Source organism: Rhodopirellula sp. P2 (assembly GCF_028768465.1).
In the GTDB taxonomy this organism is placed as follows: Bacteria; Planctomycetota; Planctomycetia; order Pirellulales; family Pirellulaceae; genus Rhodopirellula.
Window position 1 is genome coordinate 783,732 of the sequence record NZ_CP118225.1, and the last position, 23,179, is coordinate 806,910.

Consider the following 23,179-nt stretch of genomic DNA (forward strand, 5'->3'; position numbering starts at 1 on the left):
CTCATCTTGACCGTCCAACTTAGCTAGCGATTGATGCCGCACTTAGACACAAATCCGCTGCCGGTCGGTGTCGTTTGCACAGACACGATCGAACAACTGGACCCATTTGTCCCCAGCGCCGCGGTCACCGACCATCGCCGCACCCAGCGAAACACTTCCAGCCCCAGACGTCGCCGTGTTACCCGCAACAAGGCAACTGGTGCCGGTCAGGTGCTCCTGACACTGGCGCCGTTGCTCGCAGCTGACCTCGCTGCCTTGACTTGCTCAATTCTCATTGCAGCGATGCCTCTTCTCGTTCTCAGCTCGGCTGGGCTTCAATCAGGGCTGCTACTCAACAGCATTTGCGTCGCGACATTTTACATCGCATGCGCAGCGATTTACGGCCTGTATCCTGGAACTGGAATGAGTCCGGTGCTTGAATTGCGACAGTCTGTTCTTGCCGCGATGGCCGCCTTCGCTTTCGCAATCATTGCGAACTTTTTCCTAGCGACGCTCAGCCTGAGCGAATTAACCGTCTTTTGCGTCGCCTCGGTTGTTGCATCGCTGCTCGTACCGCTGGCTCGACTAACGACCCGGCGTCTTTGCTCACGAACAAGCTGGTGGGGCGAAAACGCGATCATTGTCGGCTCGGGCCCTCAAGGTCGAGCGATCTACCGATACTATTCTCGTGCCCCTCAACGTGGCCTACGTCCAATTGGCGTCGTTGACTTTGCCAAGACAGCTTCCGCTCAGGATTCCCTCGATTTGGCTGGCATACCGTATTTAGGTTCCGTGCAAAGATTGGAGCGTTTGCGTCGAAAAACACAAGCTCGTTGGTCGATTGTTGCACCTGGCGGGTGTGAAACAATCGACATGAACGAGGTCCTCTCCCATGCCGGCAATTTCTCCAACGTTCTGATTCTCCCCTCCCAGATGCAGCTTCCTAGCCTCTGGTCAGGATCGCGGGAGTGCGCGGGTGCCATGGGGATCCACCTGAAGGATCATTTGCACAACCACCCCGCGAGAGCCGCTAAGCGATTCGTCGACATTTGTATTTCCGCCCTCGCGCTGGGCGTTCTTTCTCCGTTCATCCTCGTCTTCATTCTCCTGCTGAAGTTGCGTGATCCAGGCCCCGCCTTCTATGGGCAAACACGGGTCGGCAAAGACGGCAAGCCCTTCAAGGCCTGGAAGTTTCGAACCATGGTCATCGACGCCGACCAAGTCCTGGAAGAATATCTCGAAAACGACCCCGACATGCGTCAGGAATGGATCGAATACCAGAAACTGCAGAACGACCCTCGAATCATTTCTGGCATTGGCTCATTCCTTCGGAAGTCGAGCCTTGACGAACTGCCTCAATTGTGGAATGTCCTGAAAGGAGACATGAGCCTGGTAGGACCAAGGCCATGCATGACCTCTCAAACGTCACTCTATGGCAACGTGCTTCCCCTCTACCAGCGCGTCCGTCCAGGAATCACCGGCCTCTGGCAAGTCTCAGGCAGAAACAAAACAACCTACGACCAACGCGTCCGCTTCGACAGCTACTACGTCACGAATTGGTCTCCTTGGCTCGACATCTACATTTTGATTCACACCTTGAAAACAATTGCACTCCGGGAAGGTGCCTATTGACAACTTTGCGTACACAAGACGAAAAAGGGCTTCCAAACCCGACGACTGAACCCAATGGCATCAAGATTCTGCATGTCTGCGAAACCGCGAAAGGTGGAATTGCAACTTACCTGCGAATTATGCACCATGCGACTTCGAACGAATTCGAACATCACGTCGTCCTACCAGAGCACCACAGGAAAGAACTGCAGGACCTAGAAAGAACTACAACCTTCCTTTCGGAAACCCGGTCATTGATCAGACTATTCAAGTTTCTCTCAGCAACTTGGCGAGCGTCGCGTGAACAAGCTCCAGACATTTTCTTCTTTCACAGCAGCTTCGCACTAGCTGCGTTAGCCTGTTCACGGTTCCGCTTGAAACGCCAACCGATGATTTACTGCCCTCACGGATGGGCTGCATTGCAATTTCCTGACCATTCACTGAAGCGAAAAACCGTCAGTTTCGTCGAATATCGCCTATCTAAGTTGGCCGATGTTGTTATCAATATTTCCGGACACGAACAAGGCTTTTGTCGACAGCGTTATCCTAAAGTGAACGCTGTACTTGTTGAGAACGCAGTCGAATCTCGTGAAGCGATGATCCTATCGTCTCCAATCCAAAAACTTGAAAACCATCTGAACATTCTTTTTGTGGGGCGACTGGACAGGCAAAAAGGCTTTGATATTCTCTTGCTAGCCTTCAAAGATGCAAGAAATGCTCGCCCCGACCTTCACCTTCACGTCGTCGGCGAATCTGTGCTTGCAAACCCTGGCTCTGACGGGAATACCGAAGAGACTCCCGGTGTTACATTTTACGGTTGGAAATCTCCTACCGAAGTCCAGTCTTTCATCAATGACAGCGATATCGTCGTAGTTCCCTCTCGGTGGGAAGGCTTCGGCCTCGTGGTAGCTGAAGCTTATCGATCCGGTACCCCGGTCCTTGTCAGCGATCGTTGTGCCCTGCCGGAATTGGTAATCCCCAACAGAACCGGATGGGTGATACCCTTCGACCAACGCAAATGGTCTGAATCGCTCGCAAGACTAAAAAAGTCAGAATTGGCGGAAATGCAACACTGCTGCACGTCTCTGTACGAGACGCGATTCCATTCTTCTCGGTTCGGCCGCGAATTAGACATCCTGTTTCGCCAGCTCCTGGAACGCAAATGATTATACCGAACTTCGTGATTTGCGGGGCCCCGAAAGCGGGAACGAGTTCTCTGCACACATGGATTGCCGATCATCCTGAAGCACTAGGATCACTTGAAAAGGAGACCTATTATTGCGTCGACTTGCACACACACATGTACCGCAAGAACGCGAACATATCATCAGGACTCAAGGGCTATGAGTCCTTCTTTTCCTTAAAACCGGGCACAAAGCCCCATATTATTCTTGAATCAACTCCGGCCTACATGTACTACGACACTGCCTTAACTCAAATTCCTGACCTCCCCTCAAACCCTAAGTGCTTGTTCATCATCAGGGAACCTTCGCAGCAAATCTATTCTCTGTTCAACTATTTCCAATCAAACTGGTCATGGATCCCTGCAGAACTGCAGTTTGAAGACTATCTTCAAATGTTGAGAAAGAATGTAGGAAAAGAGCAATTCGGAGGAAATGAATTAGCCGCCGATGCGCTGAAAAACGCTCGTTACATCACTTTTCTTGATCGCTGGTTATCAAAACTTGGCCCCGACCGCATGATGGTACGGACCTTCGATGAGCTCAAAATGCATCCAACTCATTTCGTCAAGCAAATTGCCATCTGGCTAGGACTGGACCCCGCGTTCTATGACACTTACCATTTCCCTCGAGACAACGAAACCTACCAAGTAAAGAACCGCTTGCTACAAAAACTTAACGTAAAAATTCGCGGAAAACTGCCGAAGGGCTCCGCCTACAATGCCGTCAAGGATATCTACCGAAAGCTCAACACGACAACGCCCTCAACCGATAGAAATTTGCCTCACCGCGAATCACTGAGGCAACTCGCCACCGAATACCGCGATTACAACAGCGAACTGAAGGCCACATTTGATCTTGACCTTTCTGGATGGAAACACTGAACGACATGGGAATCTACGACAAGACATTACGGTGGCACCCATCTATGCTCGATCGCATAATGCCTCTCCATTGTGCTCCCAGATGCAGCGGAGCTTTGTCCGGGAGAGCAATATGGAAACAGTATGCCTTGAACCACGGCACGGTTTCTTCTGAATTGAGCTTCAGAGGCGTTTACAGATAGGTCTGATCGATAAAACGATGCTTTTGAACGCCTTAAGCTTGCGAGAGCAGACCATGCCGTACTTTCTGTTTGAAGATGTCCGATGCATCTCCCTCCGTGTGCGTTTCAGTGCCGCCACTCGCTTCGGATCTAAAGACAGGCACGAACCATTTTCTGTTTTTCACGACACGATTAGTCGGTTCGGTTCTCGCTATTATTGGACCTATGGCAATCCGAAGGCGACACAGCATCTTGAAGAACATCTCGATTCCTCCCTGGAGGCGAATGGAACTCGACAGTTAAATGAAACCTACATTGGCTTATATTCCGGACTTCCGAGTTGCGTTCAAGCCGAGCGTCTTGAGGCTTGCGGTGACATGGTTGCATGTCACCGTCGGATTGACACGACCGTTGACACAGGCAGCCTTCAAGGAGTCGAATCTAGGGTTTGGATCACTAACCAAGAACGGTTATTACAATGATTAGTCCTTCCGTCTTTCTATTAGGTGCGCAAAAATGTGGCACAACAACGGTTGCCGACCTATTGTCAGAGCAATCAGAGATTTTCGTGCCATCGATCAAGGAAACCTATTTTTTTTGTGACGAGTCGAGATTTGCGCGTGGGGAAGAGTGGTACCATCGCGAGTTTTACTCACCAAAAGCAATTGGTAAGTCGACGATTCTTTGTGACGCGACTCCTTTTTACTTAACTTCTTGCGAGGCTCTTGGCCGCATCTCGGGATTCACCGGCCCGAATGCTAAGTTCATCGTTTGTCTACGTGATCCAGTGAAGCGAGCCTACTCTGCTTATTGGCATCAACGCCGACTTGGAAACGAAAAGCTTGGGTTCACGGAGGCGCTACAAGCAGAGGAAGAACGCATAAGAACGACCCGTGCAGCAAGTGGGCGATGGTGGCGTCACGCATACAGAACCGTCGGCCAGTACGGTCAGCAGATGGACATTGCTTTTGAGTGCCTTGGGAGAACGCATTTTCTAATACTGTTCGAATCGGACCTTAAGGAGATCTCTACGCTCCAGTATCGCGTAAGAAAATTCCTGGATCTTCCCGAGCGATCTGAACTGGCCTCCGTCACGCGCTCCAACAACTCTTCGATGCCCTATTCGTCGCTTGTCCAGAATTTGGTCAATCGTCGGAACCCGTTGAAACACCTTGCTCAGGCTATGTTACCACGACAATTTCGAACCGCGTTGGGAATAAAACTATTGTCTTTAAACAGCAGGTCATTCGATTATCCACCGATGAATCCTATGATCCGTGCGAAACTGCGAGAGCAGTACGAAGGCGATTTCACTCGCTTAGAGTCTCTTGGAATCACCGTCCCGCATAGTTGGTACGAAAACGCAAAATGAAGGTAGGAAACCGCCCCTCACTGCGTAGCAATATGTTGCATTCCGGAATCGCTAACGCGATTTTCGCGTTAACGCAGTGGGGCATCGTGATAGTCATTGGGCGGTTCGGAACAGCTGAGCAGATGGGGGTAATGGTGGTCGCCACCGCACTTGTTACTCCTGTTTTCATGTTCGCACAGATGGCAATGCGAGACGGTCACGCGGTCGACGATCTGGATGAATTCAATCGAGTCGACTACATGGCACTAAGAACGTTTTCTTCGTTATGTGCAATTGGAGTTGTTGGAGTCCTTTTGCTCACCTACCTGGACGGATCAAGCCTGCTCACGAAAGCCGTTGTGGCCTCCTTCGCCATGGTGAAACTGGTGGGGGCTCATACGAACATGAATCACGGGATTTTCCAGCGAGAGGAGAGACTAGATTACGTGGCTGCTTCAACAGTATCGCGGGGCCTCCTCGGATTTGGGGGTTTCGCAGGATACTTCTGGTTCTCCCGAAGCCTGCCGTTGTCTTTACTCGTCGAGGCCGTCCTTTGGTGGATTTGCCTTAGATTGGTTGACAAGCGTTTGCTTTCTCGCCTGCATGCAGAGGTTCGGCTGGGTGAAATCTTAGCTGTTTCACCTTCTAAGCTATTCCAGCTTGCAAAATGGATGCTTCCGCTCGGTTTCGCGGTAATGCTAATGAATGGTGCGACGAGTGTGCCGGTACTTGTCCTGCAGCGTCATGTAGACCTAGCAACCGTCGGCATTTTTGGCGCAATTGCTTATATCAATGTTGGATTAAATACCTTCAGCGGTGCCATTGGCACTGCGTCTGCGGCTAGGCTGCGACGACTGTATCGAAATGGAAACAAGTTTGATTTCCAGCGTTTTAGCGGAAGATTGACAGCATTGTCAGCTTTCCTTGGCTCGCTTGTATGGATCGGTGCCTATTTCTTTGGAGACCTGGCGCTAAGGTTACTCTACGGCACGGAATACGTCCGCAGCGATATCTTCCATATATCTATCCTTGCAGCGGCTTTGCGAATTTCCGCAGCACCTTTGCAATTTGCAATTACCGCTGGCCAAGCTTTCTGGCATCGTCTACTAGGAAATGGCATAACACTTCTTGTTGCTATTCTCGCCTCCCTTTGTCTAATCCCGTCACATGGCGCGATTGGTGCTGCATGGGCGTTGGTTGCCTTGTCAATTGTCAATCTCATTCTTACGGCTGTTTCCTTTTCATCTGTTCTATCCGGCATCCCTTTACAAGAATCGGTTCCCGAAAAATCATCCTTGACCGAAGCTGTGGACCTATGATCGAAAAAGTTTTATTAGTTACTGGAGCGCCACGCAGCGGCACTACGCCCGTGGGGCACATGTTGTCGATGGTGCCAGGCGCATTCGAGCTGTATGAACCGATGGGGCCGACCGGGGATTGTCGGTTCGTGACACGCTTCCCAATTCCTGGGGAACCGACGCTGCCAGTCCCCAGCTTGGTTCAGTTTGTCGAAGACATGCGACGACTTAGATTGAGATTCAAACCACAAAGACGCCCGGGACATCGGCAGTTCGAAGCGTTGTTCACTCGTTTTTTTGGAACTCGTAGCCTGCGATCGTATCGCCTCGCAAAATTACAACGCCACAAGCGTCTGCTGATCTGGAAAGACCCGCATGCGGTTTTCTGCGCGAGTAGTTCGTTTGATCTAGACTTCCGTGCCGTGGTGAGCATTCGTTCCCCGCATGCACACGCCGCCAGCTTTAAGCGTCTCGGTTGGATTTCAGGGGCCAAAGAAATCTATCCTCGATACCGAGCTGAGTTTGGCGAGATCGCAGGTTTTGAGGATTGGATCGAACGCGTTGGCGATACTCCCGTCGGGTCTGCCGCCTTGCTTTGGCATCTGATCCATCAGCGCTTCGTCGCGATTTCAACAGAAGCTAGAGGTAATGTTTACCTCTTCAACATGGAGAAGGTTGCTAAAGATGAGCGTTCGGCATATCAAGCCCTATTTTCTTGGCTGGGGGAATCAATGCCGCAAAAGGCGGAAGATGTATTGTCCTCAAGAAACAAATTTAAGACACGGAAAACTATGCCAAATAGCAACACGGTTCATGACTTTAATCGTTCCGCTGCCCAGGCAAATAGCTATTGGCAAAAAGTGTTATCGAAAAAAGAAATTGAATTGGTATCGGAACTAAACAGTTCGCTTTGGGGCATATTGACCGCTTAACAGCGTGTTAATTTTCGTTCGATTCGGTTACGATGTGTGAATCACGCTTGGAGGACCGAAATGGCATTAGGAAAACGACGACGAGAGCAGCAGGGTACGTTTTGGGTTGCGACAGAAAAACTTTGCAACGCACCGCGGAACGCATTCTATTGTATTGGTTCAGCGTGAACTGGAGTTAGACCTGATCGTTGATATTCCAAAAAGGAAAGTTGCCGACTCGTTTGACGAGTGAATCGGTGTTTCAAAAGTTGTTGATGTGCCACGCAAGTGGGCTGTCAGCTCCCGATCCAGTGTGGAGGTTTTCGCATTGCGGAAATATCGAAGGGAAAGAGGAGCGGCATCCGAAGACACCGCCGCCCTTCGACGTTTCACTTGGCACGGCGTTCGAGTTGGTTCTCACCAGAGCTCTATCCTCCGACCAAGCGTTGTCATTTTATCTGGCGACGCAGTACGTCGCAATCAAGCAGCTTGCTGCCCGCGCCGCAGTCGACGCGTCTCGCGGGCTGCTTCGAGTTTCTGATCTCGATTGGCGAAGACCTCGCGTTCTTTGCCAAGCAACTTGGCTTGTGGCGTCATGTCGCCGATGGGTAACCGTTCACCAGAACCGTTGTAGGCGCGGGTTTTAGGGTATTGGGTTTATTTTGCTTCCCAATGGAGAACCCCCATGACTCGATCCGAAACCGCGAATCTTTGGACGGAGCGTTTGCAACGATTTGAGCAAGCTCAGATGACAGTCGCTGAGTTCTGTACCGCCGAAGGTGTTTCGCAGCCTTCTTTCTACAACTGGAAACGCAAGCTGCGTTCGGCACGGGATCCGAAAGCCTCCGCCGTGGCCAAGTTTGTGCCCGTCTCGTTTCAAGCCACACCGGATCGCCCCACTCCTGCTGCGAATCACGCCAGCGCGACGATTGAACTTCCCGGTGGCGTCCGCATTCGTGTCGAAGTACCGACTGATTCTCCGCCGAATCCATTGCGGAAGGATCAGCCATGATCGGATTGCCCGGCAATAAAGTTTCAGGGGGCACGCCGATCTATCTGTGCACCGATCCAGTCGACTTTCGAAAAGGCTTTGATGGTCTGACCGGAATCGTCACCACGTCGCTGGGCAAGAGCGTCACCGACGGTTCGCTGTTTCTGTTTGTCAATCGAAAGCGAGACCGCATCAAAGCCCTCTGGTGGGAGACTGGTGGATTGACCTTGTGGTACAGACGGCTCGAGCAAGGCACCGTTGAGCTGCCAACGTCTCCATGCGATCAATCGCATATCACGATCGATTCGGTCGAGCTCGCGATGTGGATCGCTGGCGTGTCACTGAAATCGGCCAAGACAAGACGCAAGCGAATGAAAGTTGCTTGATGGGAACACTTTGCATCCAGGGTGCGTTTCGTATAATTGCGCACCATGGATGCGAAGCGATCAACGAACGTTCAACCGCCCAATGACATCGAGTCGTGTCACCGCATAATCGCAAGCCTAAAATCACAAGTCGAAGAGCAAGCCCACTCGGTACTCGAGCTGAAGAGCCACAATGACAAGCTCGAGGAAAAGAACATCGACCTCCAGCTGAAGGTCGACAAGCTGCTTCAGCAACTCTTTGGCAGACGGAGTGAACGCCGCGTCGACGGCGACGGCCAGCTGTTTCTGGACCTCGGCGATGAAGCGACTCCCGAAGTGGTCAGTGCACTGGAAGAAGCCGTCCGGGAAGCGGAGCAGGTCGCCCAAGACGCTGAGGAAGAAAAACAGAAACGACGTCGCAAGCAGCCTGCCAAAAATGACCGTAAGTTCCCCGAGCACTTGCCGCGAATTGAGCGGATCGTTGACCTTCCCGAAGCTCGACGCGAGGGCTTGAAGCTGATCGGCTATGACGAGGTCGAAACGCTCGAGTGGATTCGGCCGAAACTTCGTGTTCGCGTCAACAAGTACGCCAAGTACGTTCAGCCAATTGAAAAGAATCGTGTCGAAGAAGGGCCGGCCATTATCAGCCCCGAGCGCCCTACCGGACTGGTCGCAGGGGATCGCTTCGACGCTTCGATCGGTGTCGAAGTCATCGCTTGGAAGTACTTCTATCACCTGCCGTTCTACCGTCAGCAAGACCTGTTCGCCGGCAGCGGCTGGACGCCCAGTCGTAGCACGCTGGCGAATATTGAAACCTCCGTCGAGTTCGCGCTACGCCCACTGGCCGAACACTTGCGGTCGTTTCTCAAGACAGATGCTTGCGTGGGCTGTGATGACACAGGCGTGGTGCTGATCACGCCCAAAGTGATGCCCGACTTATCGAATCATCCACGCGCAGACCGAGTTGTCGAAGTGCTTGAAAAGGCCATCGCCTCTGGCAAGCCAAGCATCCAAGCGAACTTCTGGGGCTACTACGCATCGCGTCTTCCGGTGGTCGGGTTCGACTTCACGGTCAGTCGTCACCGTGACGGCCCCGATGATGTGCTGGCGGATTACGAAGGAACGCTGATCGGCGACTGCTGGTCAGGCTTTCAAAAGATCGATGTGCGCAGCGACTCGCGAATCAAGTTCGCAGCGTGCTGGGCGCATGCGCGTCGCAAGATTGACGAGTGCCGCAGTGCGTTCCCGATCCAAGTGGCGAAGCTGGAATCACTGATCCGGATGCTTTACGACATCGAGGATCAAATCAAGACTCTCGATGACGCGGAGCGACTGTCGCGAAGGCAAAGCCTCTCGCGTCACGTACTGGGCTTGATCGACGAATACCTGCAAAGCGAAACAATGAGTTCGCCCAAGGTGCTTCCCAAAAGCAATCTTGGCCAAGCGGCAGCGTACGTGCGTCGACACTGGGCGGCACTGAATCGGTTCACCGAAGACGCTCGCGTTCCGATCGACAACAACGACTGCGAACAGTTGATGAAGCGAGTGGCGACAGGCCGCAAGAACTGGTTGTTCAAAGGCTCGCTGTCGGCAGGTGAGCGAGCGGCGAACTTGATGACGATTATCGGGACAGCGATTCGCAATGAATTGGACGTTCACGCCTATCTGGATGATGTGCTACGCCGAGCCCTGGCTGGCGAAACCGACTGGTCAGCGCTGAGCCCACCTGCCTGGAGAAACTCGCACCCGGAATCCATCTGCGACTACCGGCAAGACGAACGTCGACAAGCAGCCGACCGCAAGCGAGTCCGACGCGCCCGCCGCCGACGTCTCAAAAAATAGCCGTCAACCCACCAGGTCGAATGGTCCCGGTGAACGGTTACACTCGAGTGAATCTCAGACGGTTCGTTATCTCCTCCCGGAGCGTCAATTCACTTCTGCCGCCCCCCAAATGGCATGCGATTTTTTCGACCGCTATCTTGTTTGTAGCCACGTTTGCGAATAGTCTCAGGCTAGTAGCCCGCCGAAAGAGGTAGTCGAACACCGCTCGGGCTCGCTGAAACACGTATCATCACACAGTGATAAGCACGTAAAGGACCATTCTGCCGATGAACCTCTTCACCAAGCAACTTTGGTCTCTTGCTCGTCATCTGAAGGCAGGGGAGTCACGAAACCGCCATCGTTCGAAGCCAAGCGGCATTCACTGTCTTGAGAAACTTGAATCGCGGCTTCCCTTGACCGCCGAACTGGATTTCAGCAGTGAGATTTGGGCCCACACTGATCTCACGCCTGCGGATATTCTCGCAGCGGAACCAATTCAGCTTGAGCCGTTTTTTGTAAGCCAAGGTCCGTCGCTCAGTGCTTCTACCGCGTTGAGCATTCATTCCTTCGCCGAAGATCCAATTCGCACAACCATTGGAGGCGATTTGTATGATGCCTACCGGCGATCGACGATATTGAGTCCGACCTATTCCGCGGGGGAAAACTCGACACTGACACACAATCCAGTTTTGATCGACTCAAGTGGGAACTATCTCATCAACGTCATCGCAAGCGAGAGCACTGAGCAAACGCTCAATGATCTTTTGTCGTTAGGGTTTGTCGAGAATGAAACTTTTGGCAGTGTGATTAGTGGATCAATCCCACCACAGAAACTCGGGGGCTTGGCACAGCTAGCGTCCGTCAAATTTGCACGTCCTGTTTACCCACCAAGTCTTTCCGCCGGAACAGTGACAAATCAAGCCGACCGCGCATTGCGATCGGACGTGGCGAAGACTCAATTCAGTGTTGATGGTTCCGGAATAAAGATCGGGGTGCTATCAGATAGTTTTGATCGCAATTCCGGTGGTGGTGGCGCCGCGGGTGGAGTCTCAAGCGGGAACTTACCCGGCCCTGGAAATCCGGCTGGTTTCACTACCCCGGTCCAGGTGTTGAGTGACCTGGGGACATCAGGGACCGACGAAGGCCGTGCGATGCTGGAGTTGATACATGACATTGCCCCTGGTGCATCGCTGGCTTTTCACACCGCCAGCGAAGGTGCTGCGTCCTTTGCGCAAGGAATCCTCGATTTGGCGAATGCAGGGGCAGACGTCATCGTGGATGACGTCACCTACCCTGACCAGCCATTTTTTCAAGATGGAATCATTGCACAGGCTGCCGCGAATGTCACTTCACAGGGCATTCCATTCTTCTCATCAGCGGGAAACCAGGGGCGCACTTCATACTCCAGTCAATTCCGCACCGGTGGCTCAGCGGTATCGATTGCCGGCGCTGGACCATACAACACATTTGACTTCGATCCCGGGCCGGGACAAGACAATTTTCAGTTGGTCGCCTTGGCTCCAGGCGGGCGGGCAAATATCTCATTTCAATGGGATCAGCCCTTTGCATCCGCAGGAGGAACTGGCGCAGCCAACGACATGGATATATTTGTCTTTGATTTTCAAACGCAGGCTCTTGTTGCGGCAAGCACAACCTCCAATGTTGGTGGTGACGCCCTTGAAATTGTATCCTTGAGCAATCCGACAGCTCAATCACGGTTCTTTAACATTCTGATCGCCGTCAGAGCGATCAACGGGCAGCCACAACCAGGGCTATTGAAATACGTCAGCAGCAGCGTCAGTTTCGACATTGGTGAATTTGATACGAGAAGCAGCACGCTCTATGGTCATCACATGGCGGTAGGAGGTGCAGGCATCGCCGCGGCAGACTATCGAGATACACCTGAGTTCGGCGTCAATCCGCCAGTCCCTCAGCCAACCACATCTGCTGGTGGTCTTCCCATTTTATTCGACGTCAATGGAAATCGTCTCGCTACGCCTGAAGTCCGACAACAACCTCGTGTAACCGGTCCGGATAACACCAATACTTCATTCTTCATTCCGGGCAACGATCCCGACGGTGACGGTATTCCAAATTTTTCCGGGACCTCAGCCGCGGCGCCACATATTGCGGCTGTGGCAGCATTGATGTTGGATTCTTCCGGTGGTCCAAATAGTCTGACGCCAGAGCAAATCTATTCGACCCTGGAACAAACAGCAATCGATATGCTGTCTCCCGGTTTTGACTTTGAAACCGGATTTGGCTTCGTGAATGCCGAGGCGGCGATCGACGCGGTAAGAAGCACCTCTCCTCCTCCTCCGCCGCCGCCTTCGAGCCCTTCATTCGTTGGCAAAGTCCTTGGTGAGACCGGGAAGACAACTGCCAATGACGCTTGGAGGACGGTCCAGCTTCGGAACGCTTATGTCGATCCGGTGGTGATCGTGTCGCCTGCTTCGTTTGCTGGTTCAGACCCGGTCACGGTGCGTGTTCGCAACGTCGCCTCTGGTAGCTTCCAAGTTCGTGTCCAAGAATGGGATTATCTGGACGGAAATCACTCCAACGAAAACATCAGTTACCTCGTCGTTGAAAGCGGTACCTACACGCTTCCCGATGGGACGCTCGTTCACGCAGGCACTCAATCCGTCAACGCAAATCTCAAGCGGGTCAATTTCCCAGAGGTGTTTGATTCTGCACCGGTGGTGCTCAGCCAAGTTCAGACAGTCAACGGGCCCTCTGCGGTGGTCACTCGCCAGCAAGAAATCACTCGATCCAGCTTCAAGGTTCGAGTGCAAGAAGAGCAGGGTGCAGACGGATCTCACAACAACGAGCGGGTTGGCTATGTCGCGTTGGAGCGAGGCAACGGCAGCATTTCTGGATCGCCATATCGAATTCAAGCTACCGGCGAAGTCGTTTCGGACACCTTCCGCACGATCAACTTAGGAACCGCATTCAATACCGCCCCCGTCTTCCTCGCTTCGATGCAGACAACCACTGGGGCGGATCCTGCGGGATTGCGTTTCCGCAACCTGGATCGCGATTCGGTGCAGGTAATTGTCGAGGAGGAAAAATCAGCCGATGCTGAGACCACCCATTCCAATGAAGCTGTCGGCTACGCTGCCTTCGGCGCCGGCGCGACATTGATTGGGCAGCCCGTTCAAGTTCTTGGTGAGACCGGGAAGGCAACCGCCAATGACGCTTGGAAGACGGTCCAGCTTCGGAATGCTTATGTCGATCCGGTGGTGATCGTGTCGCCTGCTTCGTTTGCTGGTTCAGACCCGGTCACGGTTCGTGTTCGCAACGTCACCTCTGGTAGCTTCCAAGTTCGTGTCCAAGAATGGGATTATCTGGACGGAAATCACTCCAACGAAAACATCAGTTACCTCGTCGTTGAAAGCGGTACCTACACGCTTCCCGATGGGACGCTCGTTCACGCAGGCACTCAATCCGTCAACGCAAATCTCAAGCGGGTCAATTTCCCAGAGGTGTTTGATTCTGCACCGGTGGTGCTCAGCCAAGTTCAGACAGTCAACGGGCCCTCTGCGGTGGTCACTCGCCAGCAAGAAATCACTCGATCCAGCTTCAAGGTTCGAGTGCAAGAAGAGCAGGGTGCAGACGGATCTCACAACAACGAGCGGGTTGGCTATGTCGCGTTGGAGCGAGGCAACGGCAGCATTTCTGGATCGCCATATCGAATTCAAGCTACCGGCGAAGTCGTTTCGGACACCTTCCGCACGATCAACTTAGGAACCGCATTCAATACCGCCCCCGTCTTCCTCGCTTCGATGCAGACAACCACAGGAACGGATCCTGCGGGATTGCGTTTCCGCAACCTGGATCGCGATTCGGTGCAGGTAATTGTCGAGGAGGAAAAATCAGCCGATGCTGAGACCACTCATTCCAATGAAGCTGTCGGCTACGCTGCCTTCGGTGCCGGCGCGACATTGATTGGGCAGCCCGTTCAAGTCCTTGGTGAGACAGGGAAGACGACCGCCAATGACGCTTGGAAGACGGTCCAGCTTCGGAACGCTTATGTCGATCCGGTGGTCATCGTGTCACCTCCTTCGTTTGCCGGCTCAGACCCGGTCACGGTTCGTGTTCGCAACGTCACCTCTGGTAGCTTCCAAGTTCGTGTCCAAGAATGGGATTATCTGGACGGAAATCACTCCAACGAAAACATCAGTTACCTCGTCGTTGAAAGCGGTACCTACACGCTTCCCGATGGGACGCTCGTTCACGCAGGCACTCAATCCGTCAACGCAAATCTCAAGCGGGTCAATTTCCCAGAGGTGTTTGATTCTGCACCGGTGGTGCTCAGCCAAGTTCAGACAGTCAACGGGCCCTCTGCGGTGGTCACTCGCCAGCAAGAAATCACTCGATCCAGCTTCAAGGTTCGAGTGCAAGAAGAGCAGGGTGCAGACGGATCTCACAACAACGAGCGGGTTGGCTATGTCGCGTTGGAGCGAGGCAACGGCAGCATTTCTGGATCGCCATATCGAATTCAAGCTACCGGCGAAGTCGTTTCGGACACCTTCCGCACGATCAACTTAGGAACCGCATTCAATACCGCCCCCGTCTTCCTCGCTTCGATGCAGACAACCACTGGGACGGATCCTGCGGGATTGCGTTTCCGCAACCTGGATCGCGATTCGGTGCAGGTAATTGTCGAGGAGGAAAAATCAGCCGATGCTGAGACCACCCATTCCAATGAAGCTGTCGGGTACGCTGCCTTCGGCGCCGGCCCCATTCTTTCACGCAACACCGCCGCTTTCGGAACGAATGCAGCCGCATTTTTAACGAACGCTGCGACCACGATTGTAGAAGAACCTTTGAGGCAGGATCCCAATCAAGATGGCGTTATTAGCGCACTGGATGCTTTGATCATCATCAACCACCTGTCGGATCAAGGGCACATCGGTTCTGAACCGCTGAACAAAGCAACCAATCTTGAATTGGACATCAACAACGATGGTTACGTGACCGCGCTTGACGCCCTCATGATCATCAATTCGATTGCTCGTCCTGCTTTCAAGATGGGGGCAACTCACGAGGAATCGGTGAGCACTGACCTTCAGCAACAAACAGCTGTTGATGCATTTTTTCGGAAAGAAGATCTAAAAACCTTGCTCCAGGAGGACGTTCTTCTGGTTTAGGCGTAAATACTTGTCTAGCGACAATAAGTTTTCCCTGCTCGAGGACACGATCACATCGGTGCAGGGTAACCGTAGACCAAAACTGTTGTCGACGCAGGTTGATCTTTGCGCGCAGCCCATTGATTTCCGGAAAGGGTTTGACGGGCTCACTGGCATCGTTACCAACACGCTGGGGCAGAGAGTCAATGACGGTTCTCTGTTTCTCTTTGCCAATCGCAAGCGTGATCGCATCAAAGCCCTGTGGTGCCCGGTCCAGTGATACCCAGGCGGCGGGCTTACGTTCAGGTACAAGCGGCTCGAGCACGGCACCGTCGAACTACTCAAGACCGATTGCGAAACATCGCATGTGACAATCGACAATGTTGGCTTTGACGGCCAATTGCATTTTGACTTGGCCGAAGAGCCCACGCCCGAAGTCATCAGCGCACTCGAAGAGGCGATCCGCGACGCTGAGCAAATCGTTGACGACGCCGAAGAAGACAAGAAGAAGCGACGACGAAATCGCCCCCCAACAGGCGACCACAAGTTCCCCGAACACTTGCCGCATTATGAACGCATCGTCGATGTTCCTGAAGGACAGTGAGACGGGCTGACGCCAATTGGCTACAACGAAGTGGAGACTCTCGAGTGGGTTCCCGCGGACCTGAAAGTCCGCCTGACGAAGTATGCCAAATACGCACATCCAACCGACAAGCCCCGAGCAGCCCACCGGCCTTGCCGAAGGTGATTGCTTTGACGTATCGATCGGTGTCGAAGTGTTGGCCTGGAAGTACTTCTAAGCACGTCTGCATGAGTCATCGGGCATAACTCTCCAATAACGGCATGAAGATGACTTCACCAATGTCGCAGAGCTTGCTCGTCAAAGTATTGAGTAACGTTGAGAACTTCTCCCAGGCCTCGGCGGGCATCAATTGGTATTTTAGTTTCTTCCAAAGTCGTTCAATTGAATTGAGCTCGGGACTGTAGGGCGGAAGGTGGTAGACCAGCAGACCATGAGCCGCCCAACGCTCCACGCAGGCGTTGAAAGCGTGGCTCGTATGGCACGAAGCATTGTCGAGCACCACGACAGTCGTCTGCTCGATTGTCTCACAGAAGTCATCCATGATTTGGATCACTGTTTCAGTCGAGACATAACCTTTATGAAGGTAAGTTTGAGCATGACCGTCTTGATGCTCAAATCCGATGGCTTGAACATTCGATCCATGAGCCCCGGTCACGGGCACGTCCATCCGTTTGCCTACTGGAAGCCATCCGTAGGGGACGACGCCCTTGAGCGAAAATCCCGCCTCGTCGAAGTACACAACGTCGATCTTCGGTTCCTTGAGCAACTCGGCAAGTTCATCTTGAGCCAGTCGAAACGCCTTTTCGTCTCGTCGTTTACGAAGGCTGCGACGAAAACGCTTCCAACTCAAGTGAAACCGTTTGGCGTATCGTCGCAGCGTGTCTCGTCCAATCGACTTGCCCGTTCTCGCCCGCAAGCGAGCGATGACGGTCGCTGGCCTGGAAGGGTATCGTCTCAAGAGGTCTCGAAGAATTTCCTCCTCTTCTTCATTCAGTTTCCTCGGGCCACCCGGACGATCTTCGTCCCGAAGTGCGTCGACGCCGCCCTGTTCAAATCGTTGGATCCAATCACGAACCGTATCCCTTTTGACTCCAAAGATCTCGACGATCTTCTCAATTTCGTAATGAGCGTCACTGAGGATGATCGCATGAGCGCGCATTCGGGTGTAGTGATGTGGATCCTCCTTCCAAAGAGCCACCAGTTCATTGCGTTGCTGGTTGGACTGAATCTTTGCAAATACGCTTGCAGGCCGTGCCATGATTTGACTCCCGTGGTTGTCGGGAGAACTCCACCATACATTGCCGCCTGACCATCAGGCGATTTGCTAGCAAATCCAGGAGGTTCCCACTGACTCAACGCTGCAAATCAAACGCCAATTTCACCCGATCACACCTGCCGACGTGCTTATCACCTGCCGTTCTACCGTCAGCAAGACATGTTTGGGCCAGATGATGTGCGGCGTGACTTTGAAGGCAACCTGATCGGCGACTGTTGGTCGGGTTTTCATAGGATCGAAATGCGAAGCGAATCACGTTCGCGGCGTGCTGGGCCGCTTGCGCGTCGCAAGATCGACGAGTGTCGCAGCGCGTTCCCCATCCAAGTGGCGAAACTTGAGTCGCTGATTCGAGTGCTTTATGACGTGGAAGATCAATGCAAACAACTTGCTGAGCCCGAGAAACTTTCGCGACGCCAGAGCCTGTCACGTCATGTTCTCGATCAGGTCGAATCTTATCTTTCCAGTGAAGCGGTGTAGTCACCGAAGGTGCTTCCCAAAAGCAAATTTAAGATGACGGCGGCCTATGTGCGCCGTCACTGGGAGGCGTTGGGTGGCGTTACCGAAGACGCACCGATCCAATTGGACAACAATGACTGCGAGCAGTTGATGAAGCGGGTGGCGACGGGTCGCAAGAACTGGATGCTCAAAGACTCGGTGGCCACGGGCGAACGAGCAGCCAACTTACTGACGATCATTGACAGTGCGATCCGCAACGACTTGGACGTCCGAGCGTACACGGATGATGTCCTGCGGCATTCGCTCTCCGGGGACACCGACTGGTAGTCGATGATGCCCCATGCTTGGAAAGCAGAACATCCTGAGTCAATCCGGCAGTGTCGCCAAGAAGAGCGCCGCCAGGCGGCCGACCGCAAGAAAACCGGCCGTGCCCGCCGCCGAACTCGCAAAAAGTAGTCAACCCCAAGCATCCAAACGGTGCCGGTGTAGGGTTACGCTGCACTGAGAAAATCAGCGAAAGCCGGCTCAGAGAATGCTTATTTAAGATCTAAATCGCTATCTCATCACGAGCGCAACCGACGCGAAAAAGACGCAGCGTCACTGCTAACAAAATCACCGGAAGGAAAATCAGAAAGAGACGCTGCACAAAGCCGGTCCCGACACCACCGTCAAATAACAATAAGGCTAAGACCCAGCCCATCGTAGCACGCCATGGTGAGCCTCGAACATTCTGGAACGCACTGTCGAAAACCGCTGCAGTAAGTCCCGAAATCAGCCCGCCGAAAAGGATGCCCCATCCGCCAAAGTTAACATACCAGCTGCCAATAGTGGTAACCGGCCACCCATTTACAACGTTGGGGTAATAGACCTGTCGAAACCATTTTCCGACATGAAAAGATTCTTTGTCTGAATACAGTTGCCTCGGGATCCAACTCAGCATGCCATTAATGAAGTCCTTGCCGTCGCGAAAGTCAAACCTATCACCAGCATCACGAAGAGCAAGCATGAAAGCATCGAATTGAGTGAAATGCAAAGAGGTTGATATGTCCAGCCAGAACGATTGGTCTCTATCAGTTTCCCGCTCCGCAACCGTCGCCACTGAAAAATTGCGATGGGCTTTAAGACCTTGCAGACCTGCAGCCACGATGAGAGCTAAAGCAACGATGTAGCGTAACTTCATACTCGAAACGGAAAAGTGCCAGCCGCCAGCGAGAGCGATCACAAGCATTGCAATATTGTATCGATTGCCCCAGAAATAGTTACATGCAAGGTTAGTTGCGAGCAAAACAACCGAAGCACTCATAAATAGAATCCTATTTTTGGTTTTGCCCCTTGTTTTGATGAGTTTTGCGAATGAGACGAAAGCCAGACTTGCGAAAATAGCTCCAACGACAGAAATCTCTCGAACCACATAAAACCCAGACAGTTCCTTCTCAATTTTGACATTGTACATGAATCGGGCGATCGATCCTGCGTTCGAGATCAAGCGACCAGTGGCAAGCAATCCTATGCCCGTCGTGAATATCGTCACGAGAAGCAAAATGTTTAGACTAGAGTTCGAAGGTGGATGCGGAAACAGATTCCCAAGAGTTGCCATAGGTCGAATCATCAGCATATGGGTGATCGAAAACACCAAAATCCAGACGGACGCGGCGACTAGAGCAATGCCGACGAGTACCCATTCCTCGCTTTCGAAGTACTCATAGGGAAATGGTCGGTCGAACCCGAAAAAGAAGATCACTGGCCTCACAAATACTTGAGGGATCAGGATCCCAAGCACTGCGGAAGCTGCGATGTTGCCAGCTTTGATAAATCGCAGGAAAAAGAAGAGTAGAAAAGAGACTCCGAACGCCCAGGTAAGTAATGCAAGCACCATATACTTCTACTCCCCAGTTTTTCTATAGATGTTTAGAAGCGAATCGACGTGGTCTTTCACGGAGTTCCCGTAAGCTTCACGATTGTTATATGCGTTGATTGAGAGTTCTTTTGCGAACGCCGGAGTTAGTTGTTTCAGCACGTCTGTGAGCTTTTCTCGTTCCGTGTAGATCAGGCCTGTCTTTTCATGTTCAATCTGCTCGGCAGCAGCATTCCAGTTGGCCACGATAACGGGCAAGCCTTTCGAAAGTGCCTCCATCGACACCAGCGGCTGGCCTTCGTACCAGAGGCTTGGGAAGACCAATGCCCGAGCTTGGGACATCCAGTGTGTGACTTCGTCCGTGTTCACCCAACCCAGTAGTTCAGCATTTGGGTTTTCCTGGCGGATCGCATCTTCTTGCGATCCTTTCCCAAGGAAAACTGCACGAACACCAGCATCACGAGCAGCCTTCGCGAAATCAACGCAGCCCTTCTCTGGCGAAAGTCTGCCTACATATAGGAAGACGTCATTGTCTTCTGCCTTGGTCCTGCCAGCAGTTGGGTCAATCGCGATTGGGTTTGCAAGGTGATGCAAAGTCGCCGCCTTTGGTAAGTACGGCCGCATTACTTCCAACTGGGTTTGCGAGATATATACGATATCCCGCAATGCTCGAGGTAGTCGCCCCATGCCTTGCAATATAGCATGTCGGGCCACGCGAAATATTTTGTGAGCGCCATGGCGAGAATCGCAGTTCGTACATAGGCACCTCACCCCCATCCCGCGGCGTTTGCAAATTTCCTGACGTTGGTAATCGTAGAATCCGCCGTTTGGACATGCTAAGAAGTATTCGTGCATTGTGTAAACGTGTGGCAACTTCCCGCTAACGAAAGCCGGCCCGAAAGCTGGTGACAACCCGCGAGAAAAACTATGCCCGTGGAGAATAGTATGATCGGGATCTGCGTCTTCTATTAGTCTCGTCAGCACGCTTGCGACTTCTCGATTCCAAAGACCTCGCAGCATTGCAGCGGCGCGGTTCTTGTCTTCTGAAATGTCTGGTTGATTCAGGCAGACCACCTCTACGCCAGCCTGCTTTAGGCTTTCATCGACAGGTCCGATGGCGGCAAAATAGGTGACACGTCGTCCGGTTACTGCCAATCCCTTCGCTTCATCAATGGCCACCTTCGAGACGCCACCATTAATGTAGGCGTGGTCGGTTACGAGGATTACGTGTTCTATCTCTGGCATTGGTGGTGATTCCGATGGAAGTGCCGCAAAAAAGACAAGTGAAGACGGAAGCCGCCTCAAGGACGGCATGGATAATTACTTGTCTGCACTCGTTGAGACCAGGTCTTGGTTGGCTGGGTCAATCGCAATAGCGCCCATGGTGGCGAGCAGGCACAGGAAGCCACTGAGCGACGCAGTGTAATTTGAATGGAGGCTGGTATCAATGCATCTGGAGTGCAACCGTTCACCAGAATCGTTGCAGGCTCGGGGGTAGCTTGGTGGGTCTTGTTTCGTTTGACTCAACGGAGGAGATTCGATGTCCCGTCCCGAAACCGTCGATTATTTGCAACAGCGAGTCCAGTGAACTGATCCCGTCAACATTCACTGTTCCCCTGCTCTTTCAAAACGAAGGAGTTTCGCAGCGGTCCTTCTTAGATTGAATGAAACGCACTCAGCGAGACGCCTCATTACCCCCCCTTCACAGGGGCAACTTCCGGCAACTACGCTTGGCCGCTCCGGCAACGAATCGCGTGGACTTCGATGCCGAGCAGGCTGGACGCGCGCGGGCCTCTCTACCGTTGGCCGGCACCACCGTCTAACTGCCCGGTGGTGTTTAGATCCGCGTGGAGATGCCTGCCGATTTTGCGGTAAGCCGTCACGATGAGGCCCGGATATGAGTGGATTGCCCACTGCCACGATCATCTATCTTTGGACTGATCCGATCGACTTAGGAACGACGGATAAACAATCCTCACTACATCGTTTACAACTCGATTGGTCGTAGCGGTGGACGGCACTACTCAGAGCGGAATTCCCTACGAAAAGTTGATGGCGGAACAGTCTTAACGGGAAGGTAAGTATTTCAGCCTGACGATCGGACTGGATTCAATGAAAACGCTCGTATTTCATGTTATTCGAATTCGATCGAACTTAGGTAGTCAAGCGAGAAGTGTGAACGGACAGAGTTGTAAAAATGCTCGATGAAGTCAGAGACGCCTCGCGTGGCTTTCTCATGGGTTTCGTATTATTCGTCATGAACTTCTACCGTCTTGTAGCTTTTGAAGAAGAAATCCATTGGAGCATTGTCGTAGCAATTGCCTAGGTTGCTCATGCTCTGAATCAACTTGCGTTGGCCTATTCGTTGGCGGAACAGACCGCTGGCATACTGGGATCCGCGATCGCGGTGAGCGACCACCTCCGGACTTGGATTGCGAAACGTGATGGCATCGCTGAGTGCAGCGACGACGAACTAAGAGTCAATCGTTCGACTGGTTTTCCAACCAATGATTTTGCGAGAATGCAGGTCAAAGACGGCGGTAAGGTAGGTGCCCCCTTCTTTCGTTGGGATGTACATGATGCCCGTCAGCCAGACTTCATTAGTCGTTTTGGTGTTGAAGTTTTGGTTCAATAGGTTCGGTGCAGTTAGATGATCGGAGTCGGTGATAGAGATGCAGAGCTTTGCGCGGCGATTCGCTGCAATTCCGGCTGCTCCAATGTACTTGGCGACTGTGTTGAGGCAACAAGAAACGCCCCTTCGAAGTAGCCCTTGGTGAACTCTTGGGCTGCCATAGGCATCCTGGTGTTTCTTCGAATTGATCTCGATGATCGCGTCGGTGACTTCTGCTTGCCGTATTTTAGCCTTTGAGGATGGCCTGCCAACACTCTAATAAGAAACCCGACGTGAAACCTCCAGCACTCGACAGAGCACCGTAACCGGCCAACGATCACGGTGCTCGGAGATGAACTTCAATCTCAGTTGCTTTCCTCTGCGAAGAACGCCGTCGTTTTCTTATAGGTTTCGCTCCATTTTGATCTATCGATATTCTTCTTGCAGTCGCTCCAGATCGTCTTCCACTGAGTTGTTGCTGGCGCTATCCGCCTCGAAGGAACCGTCTCTCTCGAGGGCTTTTCTCCATTTTCTGAGCATGCTGTCACGCACTCCCACGTCCCTGGCAAATTGAGCGTGGAGCATCCGCTGCTCGATGATCTTCTTGACGGTGGCGATCTTAAATTCGCGGGTGTATGTTCGACGTTGGTCCATGAATCGTTCCTCCTGTCAGCAGAGTCTGACATGCGCCGTACCACTGCCAACTTTTCGTGGGG

General features: G+C 52.6%; 15 protein-coding genes and 2 pseudogenes. 13 read left to right on the plus strand and 4 right to left on the minus strand.

Annotated elements, in window-relative coordinates:
• Window positions 1–282: 282 nt before the first annotated feature.
• The 12 genes from PSR62_RS02750 to PSR62_RS02800 all read left to right on the plus strand — a co-directional run bounded on the left by PSR62_RS02750 (window position 283) and on the right by PSR62_RS02800 (window position 16,286).
• Complete coding sequence (locus tag PSR62_RS02750) at window positions 283–1,611, plus strand: sugar transferase (protein ID WP_274408320.1); 1,329 nt, start codon at window positions 283–285, stop codon at window positions 1,609–1,611.
• A complete protein-coding gene (locus tag PSR62_RS02755) occupies window positions 1,608–2,756 on the plus strand; it encodes a glycosyltransferase family 4 protein (RefSeq protein ID WP_274406302.1) in 1,149 nt (382 codons plus the stop codon). The genes PSR62_RS02750 and PSR62_RS02755 overlap by 4 nt, the downstream gene beginning before the upstream one ends.
• On the plus strand, window positions 2,753–3,655 hold the full coding sequence (locus PSR62_RS02760) for a sulfotransferase domain-containing protein (RefSeq protein ID WP_274406303.1): 903 nt from the start codon (window positions 2,753–2,755) through the stop codon (window positions 3,653–3,655). The genes PSR62_RS02755 and PSR62_RS02760 overlap by 4 nt, the downstream gene beginning before the upstream one ends.
• 639 nt (window positions 3,656–4,294) lie before the next feature.
• Window positions 4,295–5,188, plus strand: a complete 894-nt coding sequence (locus tag PSR62_RS02765; RefSeq protein ID WP_274406304.1) for a sulfotransferase family protein — start codon at window positions 4,295–4,297, stop codon at window positions 5,186–5,188.
• Entirely contained in the window at window positions 5,185–6,486 is a 1,302-nt protein-coding gene (locus tag PSR62_RS02770) for a lipopolysaccharide biosynthesis protein (protein WP_274406305.1), read from the plus strand. The genes PSR62_RS02765 and PSR62_RS02770 overlap by 4 nt, the downstream gene beginning before the upstream one ends.
• Window positions 6,483–7,397, plus strand: a complete 915-nt coding sequence (locus PSR62_RS02775) for a hypothetical protein (protein WP_274406306.1) — start codon at window positions 6,483–6,485, stop codon at window positions 7,395–7,397. The genes PSR62_RS02770 and PSR62_RS02775 overlap by 4 nt, the downstream gene beginning before the upstream one ends.
• Before the next feature lie 664 nt (window positions 7,398–8,061).
• Complete coding sequence (gene tnpA, locus PSR62_RS02780) at window positions 8,062–8,388, plus strand: IS66 family insertion sequence element accessory protein TnpA (RefSeq protein WP_274406307.1); 327 nt, start codon at window positions 8,062–8,064, stop codon at window positions 8,386–8,388.
• On the plus strand, window positions 8,385–8,753 hold the full coding sequence (tnpB, locus tag PSR62_RS02785) for an IS66 family insertion sequence element accessory protein TnpB (protein ID WP_274406308.1): 369 nt from the start codon (window positions 8,385–8,387) through the stop codon (window positions 8,751–8,753). Before tnpA ends, tnpB (PSR62_RS02785) begins: the two co-directional genes overlap by 4 nt.
• Before the next feature lie 45 nt (window positions 8,754–8,798).
• Window positions 8,799–10,574, plus strand: coding sequence for an IS66 family transposase (gene tnpC / locus PSR62_RS02790; RefSeq protein ID WP_274406309.1), 1,776 nt, complete (start codon window positions 8,799–8,801; stop codon window positions 10,572–10,574).
• 971 nt (window positions 10,575–11,545) lie between these two features.
• The gene (locus PSR62_RS02795; protein WP_274406310.1) at window positions 11,546–15,703 is read left to right on the plus strand and encodes a dockerin type I domain-containing protein; all 4,158 of its coding nucleotides are present in this window, start codon (window positions 11,546–11,548) and stop codon (window positions 15,701–15,703) included.
• A gap of 58 nt (window positions 15,704–15,761) precedes the next feature.
• A complete protein-coding gene (gene tnpB / locus PSR62_RS25640) occupies window positions 15,762–15,962 on the plus strand; it encodes an IS66 family insertion sequence element accessory protein TnpB (RefSeq protein WP_443217472.1) in 201 nt (66 codons plus the stop codon).
• Window positions 15,963–16,049: 87 nt separating this feature from the next.
• Complete coding sequence (locus PSR62_RS02800; RefSeq protein ID WP_274406311.1) at window positions 16,050–16,286, plus strand: hypothetical protein; 237 nt, start codon at window positions 16,050–16,052, stop codon at window positions 16,284–16,286.
• 211 nt (window positions 16,287–16,497) lie between these two features.
• Here the strand turns inward: PSR62_RS02800 and PSR62_RS02805 are convergent, their stop codons facing one another.
• Window positions 16,498–17,523, minus strand: a complete 1,026-nt coding sequence (locus tag PSR62_RS02805; protein ID WP_274406312.1) for an IS630 family transposase — start codon at window positions 17,521–17,523, stop codon at window positions 16,498–16,500.
• Between the two features lie 177 nt (window positions 17,524–17,700).
• Here PSR62_RS02805 and PSR62_RS02810 point away from each other — a divergent pair.
• Window positions 17,701–18,324, plus strand: a pseudogene (locus PSR62_RS02810) (IS66 family transposase).
• 220 nt (window positions 18,325–18,544) lie between these two features.
• On the opposite strand, the gene PSR62_RS02815 reads toward PSR62_RS02810, so the two are convergent.
• The 3 genes and pseudogenes from PSR62_RS02815 to PSR62_RS02825 all read right to left on the minus strand — a co-directional run bounded on the left by PSR62_RS02815 (window position 18,545) and on the right by PSR62_RS02825 (window position 23,117).
• On the minus strand, window positions 18,545–19,873 hold the full coding sequence (locus tag PSR62_RS02815; RefSeq protein WP_274406313.1) for an oligosaccharide repeat unit polymerase: 1,329 nt from the start codon (window positions 19,871–19,873) through the stop codon (window positions 18,545–18,547).
• Between the two features lie 6 nt (window positions 19,874–19,879).
• On the minus strand, window positions 19,880–21,097 hold the full coding sequence (locus PSR62_RS02820) for a glycosyltransferase family 4 protein (RefSeq protein ID WP_274406314.1): 1,218 nt from the start codon (window positions 21,095–21,097) through the stop codon (window positions 19,880–19,882).
• A gap of 889 nt (window positions 21,098–21,986) precedes the next feature.
• Window positions 21,987–23,117, minus strand: a pseudogene (locus PSR62_RS02825) (IS3 family transposase).
• Window positions 23,118–23,179: the final 62 nt, after the last annotated feature.